Source organism: Morganella morganii, assembly GCF_019242955.1.
In the GTDB taxonomy this organism is placed as follows: Bacteria; Pseudomonadota; Gammaproteobacteria; order Enterobacterales; family Enterobacteriaceae; genus Morganella; species Morganella sibonii.
Window position 1 is genome coordinate 1817769 of the sequence record NZ_CP066129.1, and the last position, 19678, is coordinate 1837446.

Annotated in this window: 14 protein-coding genes and 1 riboswitch; of the genes, 6 read left to right on the forward strand and 8 right to left on the reverse strand. The window is 48.6% G+C overall.

All coding sequences use genetic code 11. From position 1 onward, the window contains the following. Positions 1-15: 15 nt before the first annotated feature. Positions 16-1392 carry an exodeoxyribonuclease VII large subunit gene (gene xseA / locus JC793_RS08410; protein WP_218428147.1) on the reverse strand — a complete coding sequence of 459 codons (1377 nt, stop codon included), beginning with the start codon at positions 1390-1392 and terminating at the stop codon, positions 16-18. Between the two features lie 172 nt (positions 1393-1564). On the opposite strand from xseA, the gene guaB reads away from it, so the two are divergent. The 5 genes from guaB (at position 1565) to JC793_RS08435 (ending at position 9535) form a co-directional block, all read left to right on the forward strand. Continuing rightward, positions 1565-3031 carry an IMP dehydrogenase gene (gene guaB / locus JC793_RS08415; protein ID WP_046892333.1) on the forward strand — a complete coding sequence of 489 codons (1467 nt, stop codon included), beginning with the start codon at positions 1565-1567 and terminating at the stop codon, positions 3029-3031. 59 nt (positions 3032-3090) lie between these two features. Next, positions 3091-4668 carry a glutamine-hydrolyzing GMP synthase gene (guaA, locus tag JC793_RS08420; RefSeq protein ID WP_166707647.1) on the forward strand — a complete coding sequence of 526 codons (1578 nt, stop codon included), beginning with the start codon at positions 3091-3093 and terminating at the stop codon, positions 4666-4668. Positions 4669-5248: 580 nt separating this feature from the next. Next, the gene (locus tag JC793_RS08425) at positions 5249-5893 is read left to right on the forward strand and encodes a hydrolase (protein ID WP_046892291.1); all 645 of its coding nucleotides are present in this window, start codon (positions 5249-5251) and stop codon (positions 5891-5893) included. A gap of 105 nt (positions 5894-5998) precedes the next feature. Next, positions 5999-7867 (forward strand): amidohydrolase, encoded by a 1869-nt coding sequence (locus tag JC793_RS08430; protein WP_218428378.1) that lies wholly within the window; start codon positions 5999-6001, stop codon positions 7865-7867. 72 nt (positions 7868-7939) lie between these two features. Continuing rightward, entirely contained in the window at positions 7940-9535 is a 1596-nt protein-coding gene (locus tag JC793_RS08435) for an MFS transporter (protein ID WP_218428149.1), read from the forward strand. A gap of 66 nt (positions 9536-9601) precedes the next feature. Here JC793_RS08435 and JC793_RS19735 read toward each other — a convergent pair whose 3' ends face one another. From JC793_RS19735 to JC793_RS08455, 4 genes are all read right to left on the reverse strand, one after another. Further along, complete coding sequence (locus JC793_RS19735; RefSeq protein WP_218428151.1) at positions 9602-11734, reverse strand: autotransporter domain-containing protein; 2133 nt, start codon at positions 11732-11734, stop codon at positions 9602-9604. Positions 11735-12931: 1197 nt separating this feature from the next. After that, positions 12932-14269, reverse strand: coding sequence for a YadA-like family protein (locus JC793_RS08445; RefSeq protein ID WP_166707659.1), 1338 nt, complete (start codon positions 14267-14269; stop codon positions 12932-12934). Positions 14270-14450: 181 nt separating this feature from the next. Then, positions 14451-15188, reverse strand: a complete 738-nt coding sequence (locus tag JC793_RS08450; protein ID WP_218428153.1) for a vWA domain-containing protein — start codon at positions 15186-15188, stop codon at positions 14451-14453. 104 nt (positions 15189-15292) lie between these two features. Next, a complete protein-coding gene (locus JC793_RS08455; RefSeq protein WP_218428154.1) occupies positions 15293-16339 on the reverse strand; it encodes a hypothetical protein in 1047 nt (348 codons plus the stop codon). A gap of 82 nt (positions 16340-16421) precedes the next feature. Here JC793_RS08455 and rlmA point away from each other — a divergent pair, with 82 nt between their 5' ends. Continuing rightward, positions 16422-17237, forward strand: a complete 816-nt coding sequence (gene rlmA / locus JC793_RS08460; protein ID WP_208323155.1) for a 23S rRNA (guanine(745)-N(1))-methyltransferase — start codon at positions 16422-16424, stop codon at positions 17235-17237. A gap of 62 nt (positions 17238-17299) precedes the next feature. On the opposite strand, the gene mntP is transcribed toward rlmA, so the two are convergent. The 3 genes from mntP to JC793_RS08475 form a co-directional block, all read right to left on the reverse strand. Then, a complete protein-coding gene (mntP, locus tag JC793_RS08465; RefSeq protein WP_166707663.1) occupies positions 17300-17869 on the reverse strand; it encodes a manganese efflux pump MntP in 570 nt (189 codons plus the stop codon). Positions 17870-17875: 6 nt separating this feature from the next. Beyond that, positions 17876-18073, reverse strand: a riboswitch (yybP-ykoY riboswitch). 157 nt (positions 18074-18230) lie between these two features. Beyond that, positions 18231-18689 (reverse strand): DUF986 family protein, encoded by a 459-nt coding sequence (locus tag JC793_RS08470; RefSeq protein WP_046892284.1) that lies wholly within the window; start codon positions 18687-18689, stop codon positions 18231-18233. Positions 18690-18810: 121 nt separating this feature from the next. Continuing rightward, on the reverse strand, positions 18811-19668 hold the full coding sequence (locus tag JC793_RS08475) for a PTS mannose transporter subunit IID (RefSeq protein WP_004237386.1): 858 nt from the start codon (positions 19666-19668) through the stop codon (positions 18811-18813). Positions 19669-19678 lie beyond the last annotated feature (10 nt).

The window sequence follows — 19678 nt, forward strand, 5'->3', positions numbered from 1 at the left end:
CGGTAAAACCGTATATTACTCAGCGGCTTTTCGTTTACGGGCAGCCGCTTTTTTGTGTACGGCGATAATTTCACTCTCCACACTGCCATCCTGTAACAGGGTGGTGATTTTCTGCCCGACTTTCACCTGACGGGTTTTGTTCAGCACTTCACCGCTGTCCGTCTGGCTGATACTGAACCCGCGGCTGAGTGTTGCCAGCGGGCTGACACCTTCGAGCGTTGAGCAGAGACGCCCGAAACGCTCACGCTGCTGACTGAGCTGTTCCCGCATAGCGGAGGAGAGACGGAACTGCAACTGCTGAACATGGCGCTGCTGCTGTTGTAACTGCGGACGCGGGTCACGGCGCATCAGACGCTGCTCAGTCTGTGTCAGCAAACGGGATTTTTGTGTCAGCATATGCTGTCCGGCCTGAATCAGCCGTTGTTCGAGTCGCTGAATCAGCTGTTGCTGCCGCGCCAGACGCAGTTGCGGATGCTGTTGCTGTAAACGGTGATGTAACTGGCTGAACAACCGCTGTTTTCTGGCAATAAAATAATCCATCGCCATTTCCAGACGCTGCTGAACAGACTGGATCTGCCGCAGGCGTTCAGTCAGATCACGGCTGACCAGTTCGGCGGCCGCGGAGGGTGTCGGTGCCCGTAAATCCGCGACAAAATCGGCGATAGTGATATCCGTTTCATGGCCGACGGCACTGATCACCGGCAGACGGCTGGCAAAAATCGCCCGAGCCACCCGCTCATCATTGAAACTCCACAAATCTTCCAGTGAACCGCCGCCGCGCCCGACAATCAGCACATCACACTCATCACGGCGGTTGGCGGTTTCGATAGCACGGACAATCTGTGCCGGTGCATCGGCTCCCTGAACCTGTGCGGGATAAATAATAACCGGCAGCGACGGGTCACGGCGGCGCAGAATATTCAGAATATCGTGCAGGGCGGCACCGGTAGCGGATGTCACCACCCCCACGCAGGTGGCAGGTACCGGCAGCGGTTTTTTCAGACGGGTATCAAACAGTCCTTCGGCTTTCAGCTTCTCTTTCAGCAGTTCAAACTGCTGCTGAAGCAAACCTTCACCGGCGGGCTGCATGGATTCAATAATCAGCTGATAATCCCCGCGCGGCTCATACAGGGTGATCGCGGCGCGCACCAGCACCTGCTGCCCGTTTTGCGGCACAAATGTCACACGGCTGTTATTGCCGCGGAACATCGCTGCCCGCACCTGGGATTTTTCATCTTTCAGGGTAAAATACCAGTGACCGGAAGACGGGCGTGAGAAGTTGGAGATCTCCGCGCTGATCCAAATCCGGCCCATTTCCAGCTCGAGTAACTGCCGGACTGTCGTATTTAACCGGGTAACAGTAAAAATTGCGGTATTTTCAGGTAGCAACATGTGAGCCAGATCAAATAATAAAACAAGGACTTAATTGTCCGATACTACCGCCTTCTGACAGATTATCAACGAATTTTTAAAAAAAAGGCTAGGCGCAACCGATTACCACCTGTATAATGCCGCGGCAATATTTTATCTTCTTTCAATCCTGCTGCCTGGTGAGATATTGCACATGTTACGTATTAAAAAAGAAGCTTTAACCTTTGATGATGTCCTCTTAGTTCCTGCACACTCCACAGTTCTGCCTAACACTGCCGATTTATCGACACAACTTACCGCGAAGATCCGTCTTAACGTCCCGATGATCTCGGCGGCGATGGATACCGTAACGGAAGCGCGTCTGGCGATTGCCCTTGCCCAGGAAGGCGGTATCGGTTTTATCCATAAAAATATGTCCATCGAGCGTCAGGCCGATGAAGTCCGCCGTGTGAAAAAACACGAAAGCGGCGTGGTTTCTGATCCGCAGACTGTTACCCCGTGCACCACACTGCGTGAAGTTCAGGTTCTGACCGAACAGAACGGTTTCGCCGGTTATCCGGTAGTCACTACCGATAATGAATTAGTCGGTATCATCACCGGCCGTGATGTGCGTTTCGTGACTGACCTGGATCAGCCGGTTACTGCTGTTATGACGCCTAAAGAGCGTCTGGTAACTGTCCGCGAAGGCGAAGCCCGTGAAGTGGTTTTGAAGAAAATGCATGAACGCCGCGTGGAAAAAGCGCTGGTGGTGGATGATGCATTCCATCTGCTCGGTATGATCACCGTCAAAGACTTCCAGAAAGCAGAGCGTAAGCCAAACGCCTGTAAAGATGAGCACGGCCGTCTGCGTGTCGGTGCGGCTGTCGGTGCCGGTGCCGGTAACGAAGAGCGTGTTGATGCGCTGGTGGCTGCCGGTGTGGACGTTCTGTTAATCGACTCCTCTCACGGCCATTCTGAAGGCGTGTTACAGCGTATCCGTGAAACCCGTGAAAAATACCCTGATCTCGAAATCATCGGCGGTAACGTCGCAACAGCCGAAGGTGCGAAAGCCCTGGCGGCGGCTGGTGTCAGCGCGGTGAAAGTGGGTATCGGCCCGGGTTCTATCTGTACCACCCGTATCGTGACCGGCGTGGGTGTACCTCAGTTAACCGCGATTTCTGATGCGGTTGAAGCGCTGGAAGGTACCGGTATCCCTGTTATCGCTGACGGCGGTATCCGTTTCTCCGGTGATATCGCGAAAGCGCTGGCTGCCGGTGCGGCATGTGTGATGGTCGGTTCGATGTTTGCCGGTACCGAGGAATCTCCGGGAGAAGTGGAACTCTACCAGGGCCGCGCTTACAAATCTTACCGTGGTATGGGTTCACTTGGTGCGATGTCCAAAGGGTCTTCAGACCGTTACTTCCAGACCGATAACGCGGCGGACAAACTGGTGCCGGAAGGTATCGAAGGCCGTGTGGCTTACAAAGGTGTGCTGAAAACCATCGTTCACCAGCAAATGGGCGGCCTGCGCTCTTGCATGGGACTGACCGGTTGTGCAACTATTCACGAACTGAATACTAAAGCAGAGTTTGTCCGTATCAGTGGTGCCGGGATTCAGGAAAGTCACGTTCATGATGTGACGATCACCAAAGAAGCACCAAACTACCGTTCAGGTCTCTGATTCATGCGGCGGTCTGCGGACCGCCAGCCTATAATTGTTTGCTTTTGGAACATACATTAATGACAACGAATATTCATCAGCACCGCATTCTTATCCTCGACTTTGGATCGCAGTACACTCAGCTGATCGCGCGCCGTATCCGTGAAATCGGCGTTTATTGTGAACTGTGGGCATGGGATGTCACTGAAGAACAGATCCGTAATTTCAATCCGAACGGTATTATTCTCTCCGGCGGCCCGGAAAGCACCACTGAACACAACAGCCCGCGCGCACCGGAATATGTCTTCCGTGCCGGTGTGCCGGTTCTCGGCATCTGCTACGGCATGCAGACCATGTCTATGCAGCTCGGCGGCGCAGTGGAAACCTCTGACGAGCGCGAGTTCGGTTATGCGCAGGTCGAAATCCGCGAAACCTGCGAACTGTTCCGTGGCATCCATGACATGCTGGATGACAACGGCAAACCGCTGCTGGATGTCTGGATGAGCCACGGCGACAAAGTCACCGCTATCCCGTCTGATTTCGTCACTGTTGCCAGCACTGAAACTTGTCCGTTCGCAATCATGGCAAACGACGAAAAACGTTTCTACGGCGTGCAGTTCCACCCGGAAGTGACCCATACTCACCAGGGACTGGAAATCCTCAAACGTTTCGTGCTGGATATCTGTCAGTGTGAAGCCTTGTGGACTCCGGAAGCCATTATCGAAGACACCGTTATCCGCCTGCGTGAGCAGATCGGTGACGACCACGTCATCCTGGCGCTCTCCGGCGGCGTGGACTCCTCTGTGACCGCGATGCTGTTAAACCGCGCCATCGGCAAACGTCTGACCTGTGTATTCGTGGATAACGGCTTGCTGCGTCTGAACGAAGCAGAGCAGGTTATGGAGATGTTCGAAGGTAAATTTGACCTCAATATCATCCACGCCAAAGCGGAAGACCGTTTCCTGAATGCCCTGAAAGGTATTGCGGACCCGGAAGCCAAACGTAAAGCTATCGGCCATACATTCATTGAAATTTTTGATGAAGAAGCATCAAAACAGAAACAGGTCAAATGGCTGGCGCAGGGCACTATCTATCCGGATGTGATTGAATCTGCCGCCTCTGAAACCGGTAAAGCCCATGTAATCAAATCCCACCATAACGTCGGCGGCCTGCCGGAAGATATGGAACTGGGTCTGGTTGAACCGCTGCGTGAACTGTTCAAAGATGAAGTCCGCCGTATCGGTCTGCAACTCGGTCTGCCGTACGATATGCTGTACCGCCATCCGTTCCCGGGCCCAGGTCTGGGTGTCCGCGTGCTGGGCGAAGTGAAAAAAGAGTACTGCGACATCCTGCGCCGCGCCGATGCTATCTTTATCGAAGAACTGCACAAAGCAGATCTGTACCACAAAGTCAGCCAGGCATTCACTGTCTTCCTGCCGGTACGTTCTGTCGGCGTCATGGGCGACGGCCGTAAATACGACTGGGTTGTCTCACTGCGCGCAGTCGAAACCATCGACTTTATGACCGCACACTGGGCACATCTGCCATACGACCTGTTAGGCCGTGTCTCCAACCGCATCATCAATGAAGTCGACGGCATTTCCCGTGTCGTATACGACGTCAGCGGCAAGCCACCGGCGACGATTGAGTGGGAATAATCCCCCAATAAAAACCCGCTGGCAGTGACTGGAAAAATAACGAATTAAGCCCATGTAAAAGTGGGCTTTTTTTGTTTTTATGGCTTGTCGTGCCCAGCACTTATTAGCAGCTTCAGGCACAAGTTGAATGGGTATTAAAGTCGGTATTATTGCATCTTGTTACCGGGATATTTACATTATGGCCGGTATACAAAAGATAAAATAAGAAAAGAGTGATAAAGGACAAAATGAGATATTTTTTGGGATCATCTGAATAACGAATGATTATTAATATAAGACGGGCAGTTAATATCATTTCATTCAGAGCAATAAAATAAAGAAAGAATTAATATACTGTATTTAAGTTAAATTATAATGAATGTATTGTTATCAATGCACAAAACCGTTTCTGTTTATTCTGTAAAATCCGGTATAAAAGATAAATAAATCAACAGATAACAAATGTTATTCATTTTTTTTGACTTCTAAAGTCAAATTTGCCATCTGGTCATTATCAGGTGAGAACTTATTATGTTTCCTGTCAGTAAGTGAGTTTAATACTCAGGCGTTATCAACTTAACTAATTGAACAGGAATATATTATGTCTAAATTAGAGCTGTTAAGTCCGCAAAACTCCGCCGTTATTTTTATTGATCATCAGCCGCAAATGGCTTTCGGTGTGGCTAATATTGACCGCCAGCAACTGAAAAATAATACCGTTGGTCTGGCGAAAGCAGCAAAAATTTTCAATGTGCCGACCATTTATACCTCTGTTGAAACAGAAAGCTTCAGTGGATATATCTGGCCTGAATTATTGGCTGTCCATCCTGAATCAAAACCTATCGAACGTACCTCCATGAACTCCTGGGAAGATCAGAAGTTTGTCGAAGCCGTTAAAGCAACCGGCCGTAAAAAATTAGTTATGGCGGCATTATGGACTGAAGTCTGCTTAAATTTCCCGACCTTAATGGCGATTGAAGCAGGCTATGAAGTTTATATTGTGACAGATGCATCCGGCGGTACGTCAGTTGATGCGCATGAACGTTCCATTGACCGTATGGTGCAGGCCGGGGCTGTTCCTGTGACCTGGCAGCAGGTATTACTGGAGTATCAGCGTGACTGGGCCCGCAAAGAAACCTATGACGCAGTGATGGGGCTGGTTCAGGAGCACAGCGGTGCTTACGGTATGGGTGTTGATTATGCCTATACCATGGTTCATAAAGCACCTCAGCGCGTTATCAGATAACAGCGTTATAACCGGAGAGGTCACTCTCCGGTTATTTTTTTATGTCGTTTGCCACAACACGCTTTGATAAGCAGTGAGTTCCTCATAAACAGGAAACACATCATGATGAATAAAATCTTCGCATCAAAAATATTTATTAACGGTGATATTCATACTCTCGATCGTGAAAATCCCGTTGCTCAGGCCGTTGCAGTCCGTGACGGTAAATTTATTGCTGTCGGAACCAACGATGAGGCCATGGAGTTCAGGAATGAAGAAACGGAGATTATTGATCTTAAAGGTCAGGTGATTATTCCCGGCCTGAATGACTCGCACCTTCATCTTATCCGCGGCGGGCTGAACTATAACCTTGAATTACGCTGGGAAGGTGTTCCGTCATTATCGGATGCTCTGGCGATGTTAAAAGCACAGGCTGATGTGACACCGGCGCCGCAGTGGGTGCGGGTTGTGGGTGGCTGGAGTGAGTTCCAGTTTGCCGAAAGACGGATGCCGACATTAGACGAGATCAATGCCGTTTCACCGGATACGCCGGTTTTTGTACTGCATCTTTATGACAGTGCGCTGCTGAATAAGGCAGCACTGCGGGTGATCGGTTATACCAGAGATACCCCGAACCCGCCGGGCGGGGAAATTCAGCGGGATGAGCACGGTAACCCGACCGGTATGCTGATTGCGAAACCGAATGCCATGCTGCTGTATTCCGCGCTGGCGAAAGGCCCGAAACTGCCGCTGGATTATCAGGTTAACTCAACCCGTCAGTTTATGCGTGAGCTTAACCGCCTCGGGGTAACCAGCGCGATTGATGCCGGTGGCGGTTTTCAGAACTACCCGGAAGATTATGAGGTGATCGCGGAACTGGCAAAACAGAATCAGCTGACCATCCGTATCGCTTATAACTTGTTTACCCAGCGTCCGAAACAGGAACTGGAGGACTTCCGCGAATGGACATCCATGGTGTCGCCGGGGGAGGGAACCGATTTTTTCCGTCACAATGGCGCGGGGGAAATGCTGGTGTTTTCTGCGGCTGATTTTGAGGATTTTCTGCAACCAAGACCGGATCTGCCGGACAATATGGATGCGGAACTTGAAGCTGTGATCCGCCACCTCGTTGAGCACCGCTGGCCGTTCCGTCTGCATGCCACCTATGATGAATCCATCAGCCGTATGCTGGATGTGTTTGAAAAAGTAAATAAAGAGATCCCGTTTGACGGTCTGCACTGGTTTTTCGATCATGCGGAAACCATCAGTGAAAAAAATATTGAACGGGTAAAAGCCCTGGGTGGCGGATTGGCTATCCAGCATCGTATGGCATTCCAGGGGGAATACTTCGCGGACAGATATGGTCATGAAGCGGTGAAACACACACCGCCGGTGGCAAAAATGCTCAACGCGGGGGTGCCGGTCGGGCTGGGGACGGATGCGACGCGCGTAGCCAGTTATAACCCATGGACAGCGCTTTACTGGCTGGTGTCAGGCCGGACAGTCGGTGGTATGAAAATGTACGATGACAATAACCGGTTAGACAGAGATACCGCGTTAGAGTTATGGACTATCGGCAGCTCCTGGTTCTCTGATGAGCAGGGTAAAAAAGGGCAGATTAAATCAGGGCAGTTTGCGGATTTTATTGCCTTGTCTGACGACTATTTCCGTGTGCTTGAACCGGAAATTAAAGCTATCGAATCACTGCTGACGGTAGTAAATGGCGAGATCGTTTACGGTAACGGTATTTTCGGACCGCTGGCACCGCCGTCAATTCCGGTTTTACCTGACTGGTCACCGGTTATTAAAGTCACGGGGCATTATTCTTATTTACAGCAGGAAAATAAAGCCGCGATCCTGAATCAGTTACACCAGTGCTGCGGTTCGTGTCACGTGCACGGCCATCAGCATGATATTGCCCGTAAATCGTCTGTGCCGGTTGCGGATGATAATGCCTTCTGGGGCGCACTGGGGTGTTCCTGTTTTGCATTTTAATTATTGCTGTGTCTGTTAATACGGTGGCTGGTGGTGAAACATCAGCCACATTAAACCGGAGATCATATTCACATGACTAATCCGCAATCATCTGCCTGGTCACCGCTGCGTAACCGTGTTTTCTTTGTGTTATGGGTGGCGACATTATTTTCTAACATCGGTACATGGATGAATGATGTCGGTGCAGGATGGCTGATGACAAATCTGAGCCCTGATCCTGTCATGATCGCGACTATTCAGGCCATGACAACATTGCCGGTCTTTTTATTAGCCTTACCGGCCGGGGCTGTTGCTGATATTTTTGATAAGCGCAAGCTGCTTATTATTGTCAATATCACGATGCTTTTTGCCGCTGCATTACTGGCTGTTCTGGTTTATTCCGGTGCGGTCAGTATCGGCTGGCTGCTGTTTATTACTTTTATTCTCGGCGCCGGGGCTGCTTTTTCAGGTCCTGCCTGGCAGGCTATTGTCCAGGGTATTGTCGCGCCTCATGAATTAAAAGCGGGGATCGCATTAAACAGTATGGGGATAAATATCAGCCGTGCCATCGGCCCGGCACTTGCCGGGGTGCTGATCTCACAGGTGGGGCTTTATCTTCCGTTTGTTCTTAACGCGTTCAGCTTTATTGCCATTATTGCGGCGGTGTGGTGGTGGAAAGGGGAGAAGCACAAAGAAAACACCTTACCGGCAGAATCTGTGGTTGCTGCGATGATTTCCGGGCTGCGCTATGTCCGTTACAGTCCGGCATTAATTAAAACCATTATCAGAGCCGCTGCTTTCTTTATATTTGCCAGTGCCTACTGGGCGATGCTGCCGCTGGTTGCCAGGGTATCACTTGAGGGTGATGCAACGTTATACGGGATCTTAACCACCAGTATCGGTATCGGAGCGGTCATCGGAGCATTCAGTCTGTCCGCGTTGCGCGCACGGTTCAGCACCGGAACATTAGTGACCTCCGGGACTGCCGGTACTGTGATTGTGCTGGTGATATTTGCCGTGACCACCTCGGAATATCTGGCGATCGCGGGCAGTATTATTGCCGGATTCAGCTGGCTGATCACACTTTCCACCCTGATGGTATCAGCGCAGACAGCATTGCCGGACTGGGTCAGGGCAAGAGGGCTGGCGCTTTATCTGACGGTATTTTCAGGTTCAATGGCATCCGGTTCATTAATCTGGGGGCAGATTGCGTCGCACACATCAGTCACGACAGCGCTGCTTGCGGCGGCTGCCGGTACGGTAGTTGTCTGGCTGTGTGTGCTGAAAGTAAAAATTGATCATGATAATATTAATTTATCGCCTTCTGAACATCTGATCCTGCCGGAGGAATTTCAGTATTATCCGGAGGATAATAAAAATCCGGTAATGGTGTGTATTCAGTACAAAGTGAATACAGAGCATCAGATACAATTTTTTGACCTGATGGAACAATTGAAACGGGTCCGGCTACGGGATGGCGGTTATTCCAGAGGGCTGTTTTCGGTTCCCGGCACGCAGGATGAATTTATGGAGACATTTATGGTGTCATCCCCGGCAGAACATCACCGTCAGCATAAACGGGCAACCGTGGATGATCGCCGGATTGACAGTCAGTTAAATGCCATTATTCAAAGCAAAACTGTTGTGCATTATCTTTCCTATACCCGGGAAACAAAAAAACTGAAATAAAACAGGAAATAAAAAATCCGGCAATAAATAAGTATTGCCGGATAATATCAGCTAATTTAAAAGTGCTTACCAATGGTATGAATAACTGAGGCCAACCTGTAAACCATCATTACGGTAATCAGTGGTGTGATAACCGATATCACCGCGAACTGTTGAGTTCTCATTAATAAAGTAATTTACACCGGCACGGGCATATGGTTTTATATTTTGATTGTCTCCGCGGTCATAAATATAATCAGTATCGTTCACATACTGAATATGACCGGTAAATGCATCGCGCTGATGGCGGAGTCTGATATCGGCACCGATACCCGCATCCAGTTCTGCACTCTGATTAACACGGTGTTTTAAATCAACACCAAGCTGTAAATCAAGATTTTTATTTCCGGCACGGCCGTAAGTTGCAGGAAAACTAATGCCATTTGATTCAGTATATCCGGCCCGTGTGACATGGTGATATTTAACAGCAGCCAGCGGAGTAACCAGCGTATTTTCGCTGACGTTAATACCGTAACCGGTAGTGAATCTTACATAGTAACCTTTTATATCGGAATTACCTTTTCCGGTTTCCGTTCCGCGTTGTGCCCGGCGGGTAATTTCCAGATCCTGCTGTAAAAATGCGGCGGAAAATTCACTGCTAAAGCCGGTATTATCACTGTTTTTCTGGTAACGTAACCATGTGCCGACGCCGGGATTATTACTTCCGCGGGTATCGTAGCCATCAGCAAGATTCGTGTTAACCGCAAAATTCAGTGATGCGCCCAGCGTCCAGTTTTCTGCCGGTAAACGGAATGAACCAAATACGCCGGTAGCGACACGGCTGTTCCGGTGAACATTATCGTATTGGGTAAACAGGCCGGTACAGTAATTGTCATCGCCCATCCGGCAACGGCTTTCGGCGAGGTTATACAGCGCGGTCTGATACAAATCCAGAACCTGATAGTTGCTGTTTGCCAGTTTTGTCACCGTATTACGGGTTTTGGCGATATCAACAGGATTGGAAATAATAACCTCACCGGGTCCGGACGGTTCAACCGGCGTCAGAGGTTCAGCCGGGCCAACGGGTTTGATCGGCTCGACAGGTTTGACCGGCTCAACGGGTTTGACCGGGTCAACCGGTGTTGACGGCTCAAGTGGTGTCATCGGCGGTTTATAGTCCAGTTTCCATAAAACAGCGGATGTTTCATTGTTTTCATTCTGCACATAACCCGCAACGACTCTGCCGTCATCAGAAATTGCTTCAGCGCTGGATTCTCCGGCGAGTTCATCCTGAACAGGTTTCAGTTCGTACATCTTTTTTTCACCGGAAACGTAGACAAAGGCACGTTCGGTATCATCTTCATTATAAGACGATCCGACGATAAATTGTCCGTCATGTGAAACCGATGACGCACTGGAATACCCTGTATTATCTTTCTTCAGCGTACCGAGATCGCGCATACCTTCTTTATCACTATGGCGGATAGCATGTGTTTCATCGTTATTGTCTGTTGACGAGCCTACGGTAACGAGCCCGTCAGCGGATACCGCATTAGCATTTGACTGGCCTGTGTTATCGTCTCTCAGTGTGCCCAGGGATACCATGCCGTTATCTGCGGTATATTTAAATGCCTGACCATTACCGGTGATGAAGCGGCCGACAATCACACTGCCGTCATGATTAACCCCGTTTGCTGTTGAGCTTTCAGAATCCGCCGGATTCAGTAATGTTATGCCGTCCTGCTCCGTAAAACGGAAAGCCTTTTGGTCTGCAATACCGATAATAGTTTTACCATCTCCGGAAATACCCTGTGAGGCGACACTGGTAAATGCCTGTTGATCCGGAATACTTATATCGCCGGTATTGGCAATGTAAATATACATTTTCGATTTGACGTTATCATTTGCGTCAACTATATAACCCGTCGCCATATTACCGTCAGCGGAAAGGCCGGAGATATAAATGCTGTCATTGCCGGTGGCATATTTACTCAGATCAAATGAATTGCCATTTACAATAAGGAAGGGCCGGTAGTTATTATCCGAAATCTCATAAGTTCCGGCAACAATACTTCCGTCTGAAGATATTGCAGCAGCTTGGCCAATCTCTTTTATCTGTGAAACCTGATAGTCCATTGCGGAAAATGCCAAAGTGCTTTGTGATGTCAGAAATAATGCCAGCAAGGTTTTATTAAAGTGTTTTTTATGTTTTTCAGACATGGTGATATTCGTTTTTTCCAGATAATAAGGTTGTGTTGACTTATTGCATTGACAGCAATAAACCCGGCGTTAATTAAATAATGTTGCCAATAAAATTAGCGATATAAATAATCTGCGTCCATCATAAAAATCCGGCCGTATTGCGGAAGTGCCGGTCGAAATAGAGTCTGCAAAATCATTGTCAGTATGAGTATGACATCAAAATCATCCGGGATGCTGATGCAAGCCGGGGGTGTCAGGAGCTCCTGTATCTGTGTGTATGACTGTTATGTAGTTTTGGGTTAAACCAATTTGGTGCGTAATTTATTGGGTTTCTGATCTTAAGGCAAATAAAAATTGCGCCTGAACACGTTTTTTTAGTAAAAAAAACAGATAAACGCCTTTTCAGGTTTTCGGAGATGGATTTTCAATCATAAAATCTGATAATTCTCACTAACGCGATATTATCGATGTGCGTAGTTGTGTTTGTGTCAGATGGCTGATGTGATAAATATGCGATTTACAAGATAAAAATTCATTAATAACATAATGATATAAATTTTATTGCGTTGTGTCATGCTTTCGGTGATAAAGCATTATCAACTAATTGATAGCATGGGACGGATTATTTCAGGTCCCGGCTGTACGGCATGCAGATCTTTCCGGGAAGGTGTAAAGCGGACAGAAAACGTATCAAAACAAAATGAGTTTCATTATCAGGTTTGCAGGGGGAGGAGCCGATACTCATCAAAAAAAGATTTCGAAAACAGTATATTTATTGACTAAATGGATAAGTAATATCATTATATCGTGATGGGTTTCACATAACTAAAATAAAATGAGTAGCGCTATGGATTCTGAAAGAGATGGGTAACAAACACGGATTAGTATTTCTTGAGCAAACATTGAAGGGTATATTCAGAACATTACTCGCACTGATTGTAATTGTATTTTTATCCTCGGTTGTTTTATTTTCTGTACTCTGAGGAATCAGAGTTAGTCGCCTGTTCTGAACTTAAGGTGAGTGTTAAATTCTGATTTTTCCGGCATATTATTGGTATTTTTGTTTTTATATTTTGCTGAGCTGCCGATGTCCGGAACCAATTGCCGGATAATGCTTAACCCCCCCGGAAAATAAACGTTTTTAATGTAATGGCTGCCGGCGCAGAATAGCAAAATGGTATCCGGCCGGTAGCCTGTGTTACTTTTAGCTGTTTATTACCATTCCAGATTCATACCGGCACCGTACATAACATCTCCGCCGTTTGACGCGGAAGTCGCGAGGCTGGCTTTAACCGCGACATTTTCATTGAAACGGTAGCCGCTGCCGACAGCAACGGCATTTTCAGAGTTATATCCGCCGACTGCCGCGCTGAGGTTAAATTTACCGACGTTATACGGCTGGAACAGGTTTGATGTGGCGGCGGACATTGCAAAACCGCGCTGCATTTTGTCATTCAGCTCATCATAGCGCAGCTCCAGTTTATCAATACGGGCGGCGTTGTGCGTTGCCAGGTTATAGGCACTATTCGCGGTATTATTGGCTTTCTGCGCTGTGGTATTGGCGGTATAAGCCGTATTACGGGCATCAACCGCATTGGTATTTGCCGTTACCGCCGTTTTTTGTGCTTCAGTGGCTTTACCGTCCGCAGCATCTGCCGCTTTTTTGGCATCCGTTGCTTTTGTATCAGCTGCTTTGGCCGTGTTTTCTGCCGCAGTGGCGGTATTATTGACCACGTTCAGCTGGGCAATATTCGCGGCATCGGTATCTTCTGAACCACCGGCGACATTGGTGATCCGGCGGTAAGTATCTTTCTCACCCCATTGCGGGGCTTCTGCTTTTTTCCCGATAGATAATTCACCGGTGTACTGAGCCGCTGCATCGGTTTTGTCCAGGAAGCGGGCATCACCGCTGGTTTTGCCGGCAACAGAGCCGGAACCCAGAGCGATAGAGTCAATGGCGCCGCCGGTGACTTTTGCATCACGGCCGATAGCAACGCTGTTGTTGATTTCAACCGTACCACCGAACGGGTTATCAATGGTACCACCCGCACCGGCGCTGGCATTGCCGCCGATACTGATCCCGCCGTTTTTCTGTTTCGCCGCATCACCGATGGCCACACCGCCCATTCCGTCAGAAACGGCTTTGCTGCCGAGGGCAACAGAGCCTTCACCTTTGGCAACGGCGCCATTACCGACAGCCATTGACGGAGCTCCGGCCTGGCCATCTGCGGAACCGTCAGCATAGGCACTGTTACCGATAGCAATATCAGAATCAGACTTTGCCACCGGCGGTTTTGGCTGGTTTGCCGGTATGCTGCTGTTCGGGTTTTCCGGCGGGATTTCATTTTTATCCGCCGTGTTACCAATGATAATCGTGTTATTTGCATCGTTACTGATAAACCCGGAACCTAATTTAACACCGGCAGATTGCTCTATTTTACCGGTAGCAAAATCAGGCATTGAGGTTGTGACATCATCACTTTCATCAATACCCGGTGCGGCAACAGAGATAAAAGGAATCAATGCTAAAAAAAGATAAGATTTTTTAAACATAATTACACCTCGTGGTTGTTATTGGCATTAATATAGTCAAATTGGCGTAATTATCCGGCTGAACTTTGGTCATTTAATGTTCATGGTAAGCAGAGTTGCGGGGAAAAAAGAATGGCGGGACGAGAAAATAAAACAGTACGGCGAACCGTACTGTTTTGGTGAATAAATAAGAGGTGTTTTGTTATTTTTTACTGCGTTCGTTGTTATCTTTTTCGACGTCAGCTTTCCAGTCGGAAGTAATCGGTTTTGATTGCTGTTTTACTTCAACAGCTTTATTCACCGCTTCATACGCTTTGCCATAACCGGCTTTATCCTGCACATAACCGGTGGCGTTGTCGCTTTTAATTCCGATATTTCCGGCTTCTGCGATCGCATCAATATTGGCACCGAGGAAAATAAAGTCCCACTTATCTTCTTTTTCCGCAGAATTAATCATTGTTTTGATCTTATCCCGGCTGTATTTACTGCTGCTGTTTTCTTCACCGTCGGTAATAATGACAAATAACACATTATTGTTTTTGGTAATTTTCCGGTTTTCGCGGATTTTTTCAATTGTTACGCCGACCGCATCGAGTAATGCGGTATTACCACCGACGGTGTAATCATCCGGGGTCAGGTTTTTGACTTTACTGATAGGTTCGCGGTTGTGCAGTGTGCTGTTTTCCTGGTTGAATAAAACCGTTGTGACGTAAATATTTCCCTCTTTTTTACGGTTTTCCGCAAGAACGGAGTTATAACCGCCGATGGTGTCTTGTTCAAAACCGGACATTGAACCGCTTTTATCCAGAACAAAGACCAGATCCAGATCAGCTGCGGCGGTTTTTTCCGGCGCTGCCGGTTTGGTTTCTGCCGCGGCAAACAGCGAGGCTGAAAACAGCAGCAAAAGTGGTGTAATAAAGGTACGGGTGAATCCGGACATAGATATTCCTTATATGGCTCAGGGGGCGGAGAGTAATCTGACGGGTAAAGCTGTATTCTGCGTTGAACAAAAAATATTCACAGCAGATTTATCCGATTAGCGGGTCACTCCGTTTCTTCTGTCCGCCGTAAAATGGCAGTGAGATGCCCGGTATCCTGATACCGGTGCAGATAGCGGGAAACGTCCTCTTCCCATGTACTGCCGTCACCCAGTATTGCCCGGCTGCGGGTGGAATGGCGTCCGTACCGGTTCTGATACAGACTGATTAATGTCTGGTTTATTCCGCGGACATTCGGGCGCGGATTTTTATGCATCTGATGTTCTAATGCCCTCTGTACTTTTTCAATCTCAGCCGGGTCGGGTTCGTAACGGCATTCATGATACTGACTGAGTACAATAAAGGAGGGGGGGATATTTTCATCATACGCTGCCTGTAACCGCAAATGGCCGTCCAGGATGAGGTAGGATGCCAGACCGCTGATATACCAGACCAGCACCGGCGGCAGTTTTCCTTCGCGGGCCACTTTGCGCCAGTATTTCAGGCGGCTGCTCTGAGGTTCAACGGTATAGCGCGGCAGCAGCCGGTAACCGCCGAACCACCAGTCCACAAATATAACCCGTTCGGGGGATTGCAGATCAGGTAAATCACCGGGGTATAACTGCCAGTCCGCATTACTGATATCTTTGGTGAACGGCGAACGGAAGCACCATTTTTCGCGGGGATGCGGTGCGCTGACAATATAAGGAGCGGACGGCGGTGTAATATTCATCGGGCGCAGCAACCACTCTCCGGCGGTGAGCAGCGGGGAGGACCGTTCCTGCAAATCCCGGGCGAAGTAACGGCACCACTGCGGGGTTTGCTGATCTGCCGGCAGAGCAGCAATTTTCTCAGTCTGTTGTGAGCGAAGCGGCGATAACAGATTCTGCTGAGCCGGATGGTCCTGATTACAAATCAGCCAGACACCGCAATGGTCGCGCAGAACGGTTGCCCAGAACAGCGGAGTGCCGCGCAGCTGTAATTGCATCCGGCTGTAATGACCGCTGAGCAGAGCAGGCGCATCCTTATTTGCCGTTTCCGGATTAACCCTGATGAGCAGGCTGTGCCATTGCTGATAATCATCAATTTTATCCTGCCACCAGTAGGTTTTCATGGTATGGTTTCGCCTCAGATTTTCCGTCACCGGCACAGGCCGTTGCCGGTTGCACCTTTACATTATTTCACAGTGAATGATTATGTCTTACCAATGTCCGCTTTGCCAGCACCCGCTGACACGCCGTTCCGGCAGTTACAGTTGCAAAAATCACCATCAGTTTGATCTTGCGAAAGAGGGATATATCAACCTTCTGCCGGTTCAGTTCAAGCGCTCAAAAGAACCGGGTGACAGTAAAGAGATGATGCAGGCACGCCGGGCATTTCTGGATAATCATCATTACCGTCCGCTGCGGGATCAGGTGATCGCTGCATTTGAGCAATATTTACCGGCACAGGCAGAACAGGTACTGGATATCGGTTGTGGTGAGGGCTATTACACCAGTGCGCTGGCGGAACGCCTTGCAGCACGGCAGATTACGGTTTACGGGCTGGATGTGGCGAAGGTCGCAGTCCGCTACGGGGCAAAACGTTATCCGCAGGTCAGCTTTTGTGTGGCCTCCAGCCAGCGTTTACCCTTTGAGGATAACAGTCTGGAGGGCGTGCTGCGGATCTATGCGCCATGTAATCCTGACGAGTTAACCCGGGTGGTGAAACCGGGCGGTATTGTGATTACGGTAACACCGGGACCGCGTCATCTGTATCAGCTGAAATCACGTATTTATGATGAGGTACATCTGCATCCGCTGAAAGAAGAACATTTTCCGGGATTCGGCCCGGCAGAGGAACAGCAGGTGGCTTATCCGATGGTGCTGAACGGTGCGGATGCACTCGCTCTGCTCTCCATGACACCGTTTGCCTGGAAAGCGACGGACGCGGTCAGAAATCAGCTGGCAGCCGAAACCGCATTTTCCTGTGAAACCAATTTTCTGATCCGGGTATACCGCCGGGAAGAATAAGTCAGATTCAGAAACAACAAGACCCGCCGGAGCGGGTCATCAGAACGTATCACCACTGCGGATTAACCGATGTGTTCATACAGAATGGTGAAGCCGATAATAATCAGTACAATCCCGCCGATAATTTCAGCCCGTTTGCCCAGCAGCGGGCCGATATAACGCCCGAGTATCATCCCTGTGGTGGCCATAATCATGGTCATCAGCCCGATAGTCATCGCGGTATGGACAATATTAACTTCCAGGAAGGCAAGACCGACGCCAATTGCCATGGCATCCAGACTGGTGGCAACAGCCGTGGTTGCCAGATGTAATGCGCTGTGACGTTGTGGTTTTTCATGACGGGCACAGCAGTCATCACCGGCAGTGACACTGTTGTAAATCATACGTGCACCGAGGATAAACAGCAGTGAGAAGGCAATCCAGTGATCCCATTCCATCACATACTGACTGGCATAAATGCCGATTGCCCAGCCGATAAGCGGGGTGACAGCTTCAATTATGCCAAAGATAAAACCGGTGCGCAGTGCTTCACGTAAAGGTGGTTTGTTCAGGGTAGCGCCTTTGCAGACAGCAACGGCGAAGGCATCCATAGACAGGGCCAGGGCAAGGACGAGGGTGGCGTAAAAACTCATAAACTCAGTCTCGGTCGGGTAGCTTATCCATATACACACAATCCAACCCCGACCTCCGGTGAACTGCGTGTCTATGGTCTTGCCAACCGAAACGGCATCCGCACCATGCTGATATAATATCACGCAAGTATGTTGACACGGATTTTCTGTTATTTCTCTGTGAGGTTAATAACAGAACAGGCTACTCCCCAATGACGTGACCGGAAAGATATCACAGAAAATAAAAAAGGCAAGAATATATATTTTAATTTATAAAGATGCTAATGAGAATGATTTTCATTACCAGGGTATTTAATAAGAAAATAAAGACTAATATTATCATTAGTCTTTATTTCTGTAGGGGGATAAAAATCAGGGGTTATTATTTATGATTAATCATAAAATTATAAATCTTTTGTAAATCATCAAGATGGGTGACTTTTATGTAAATTTTCCGATTTTCCAAACCCACAAGAAGAATGCCGTCTTCTGATAAATTCATTGTTTTTATTCTGTCATATTTAATATATGCATTGGCGTAAAAAAAGCCATCCTGTTTAAAATATAACTTTGGTGAACGAATAAAAGCCAGATAAATTGCAATGATAATACACCCGGAAAGTAAATAGGTTGTTAACGGGCTGCCGTGTCCGGTTATATTATTATAAATAACAATACCGATAAGCAGGATAAAGATCACGGCATCAGCGCGATGGTTACGGCGCAGTTTTATCCGCAGCTGTGTTTTGCCTTTCAGTGTGTTAACAATAAATTCGTCATAAACGGCAAACAGCAGCATCAGCACAATCACGGCCAGCAGAACAATATCATTTACAGTCATTGTGGTTCTTTCCCCTGAAGTGAAACAAAAAACGGGAGGCGAGCCTCCCGTTTAAACTAACATATTCATTCTGAAAATACGCGCTCTGAAAATATACGTCCGTTAACGCGCGTGCTGCCGGTTACAGTCCCAGGAAACCAAAGACGTAACCCAGAATGCCCAGCACAAAGAAGCCGATAATAATCAGCAGGGCATTCACTTTGTGGCGCAGCAGCCACATACAACCGAATGTCAGCAGCAGCGGCATCAGGCCCGGCATCAGCTGGTTGAGGATGGTCTGGACAGTGGTGATTTCCATCTCGCCGGTGGTCGGGTTTTTAATTTCCGACACCACAAGCGGGATATTCACTTTTGTCCATTTATTTACCAGCGCACCCATAACAAACAGGCCGAGGATTGATGCCCCCTCTGTCAGTTTCTGCAGGAAGCCGCCGCCCATATCCTGAACAATATCCAGTCCTTTTTTATAGCCGTAAGCCACACCGTAATAACGGGTTGCCAGGCGGACCAGGTTAAACAGGAAGAAGAACAGTAACGGCCCGAGCAGGCTGCCGGTCATGGCAATCCCCGCACCGAGGGCAGCAAAGACCGGACGCACGGTACCCCAGAAGATCGGGTCACCGACACCGGCCAGCGGTCCCATCAGACCGACTTTGATACCGTTGATGGCACCATCATCGATAGCCGCGCCATTCGCACGCTGCTCTTCCATCGCACAGGTCACACCGAGGATAGGGGCAGCCATATACGGATGTGTGTTAAAGAACTCCATATGGCGTTTGATAGCCTGCCTGCGTTCTTCATTATTTTCCGGATAAAGACGGCGGATCACCGGTACCATCGAGAATGCGTAGCCCATCGCCTGCATACGTTCAAAGTTCCATGAACCCTGAAACAGGTTTGAGCGGATGAAAACACCCCGGATATCGCTCTTTCTTAACTGTTTTCTGCCGGTTACGTTGCTTGTAGTATCAACCATGTTGCTCACC

Excerpts from the sequence above, each read along its gene's own strand:
- JC793_RS08455 (WP_218428154.1), bottom strand. The coding sequence starts at position 16,339 with ATGAAAACCTACTGGTGGCAGGATAAAATTGATGATTATCAGCAATGG.
- guaA (WP_166707647.1), top strand. The coding sequence starts at position 3,091 with ATGACAACGAATATTCATCAGCACCGCATTCTTATCCTCGACTTTGGA.
- JC793_RS08475 (WP_004237386.1), bottom strand. The coding sequence starts at position 19,668 with ATGGTTGATACTACAAGCAACGTAACCGGCAGAAAACAGTTAAGAAAG.
- JC793_RS08425 (WP_046892291.1), top strand. The coding sequence starts at position 5,249 with ATGTCTAAATTAGAGCTGTTAAGTCCGCAAAACTCCGCCGTTATTTTT.
- JC793_RS08450 (WP_218428153.1), bottom strand. The coding sequence starts at position 15,188 with ATGTCCGGATTCACCCGTACCTTTATTACACCACTTTTGCTGCTGTTT.
- JC793_RS08470 (WP_046892284.1), bottom strand. The coding sequence starts at position 18,689 with ATGACTGTAAATGATATTGTTCTGCTGGCCGTGATTGTGCTGATGCTG.
- JC793_RS08430 (WP_218428378.1), top strand. The coding sequence starts at position 5,999 with ATGAATAAAATCTTCGCATCAAAAATATTTATTAACGGTGATATTCAT.
- JC793_RS19735 (WP_218428151.1), bottom strand. The coding sequence starts at position 11,734 with ATGTCTGAAAAACATAAAAAACACTTTAATAAAACCTTGCTGGCATTA.
- mntP (WP_166707663.1), bottom strand. The coding sequence starts at position 17,869 with ATGAGTTTTTACGCCACCCTCGTCCTTGCCCTGGCCCTGTCTATGGAT.
- guaB (WP_046892333.1), top strand. The coding sequence starts at position 1,565 with ATGTTACGTATTAAAAAAGAAGCTTTAACCTTTGATGATGTCCTCTTA.
- xseA (WP_218428147.1), bottom strand. The coding sequence starts at position 1,392 with ATGTTGCTACCTGAAAATACCGCAATTTTTACTGTTACCCGGTTAAAT.
- rlmA (WP_208323155.1), top strand. The coding sequence starts at position 16,422 with ATGTCTTACCAATGTCCGCTTTGCCAGCACCCGCTGACACGCCGTTCC.
- JC793_RS08435 (WP_218428149.1), top strand. The coding sequence starts at position 7,940 with ATGACTAATCCGCAATCATCTGCCTGGTCACCGCTGCGTAACCGTGTT.
- JC793_RS08445 (WP_166707659.1), bottom strand. The coding sequence starts at position 14,269 with ATGTTTAAAAAATCTTATCTTTTTTTAGCATTGATTCCTTTTATCTCT.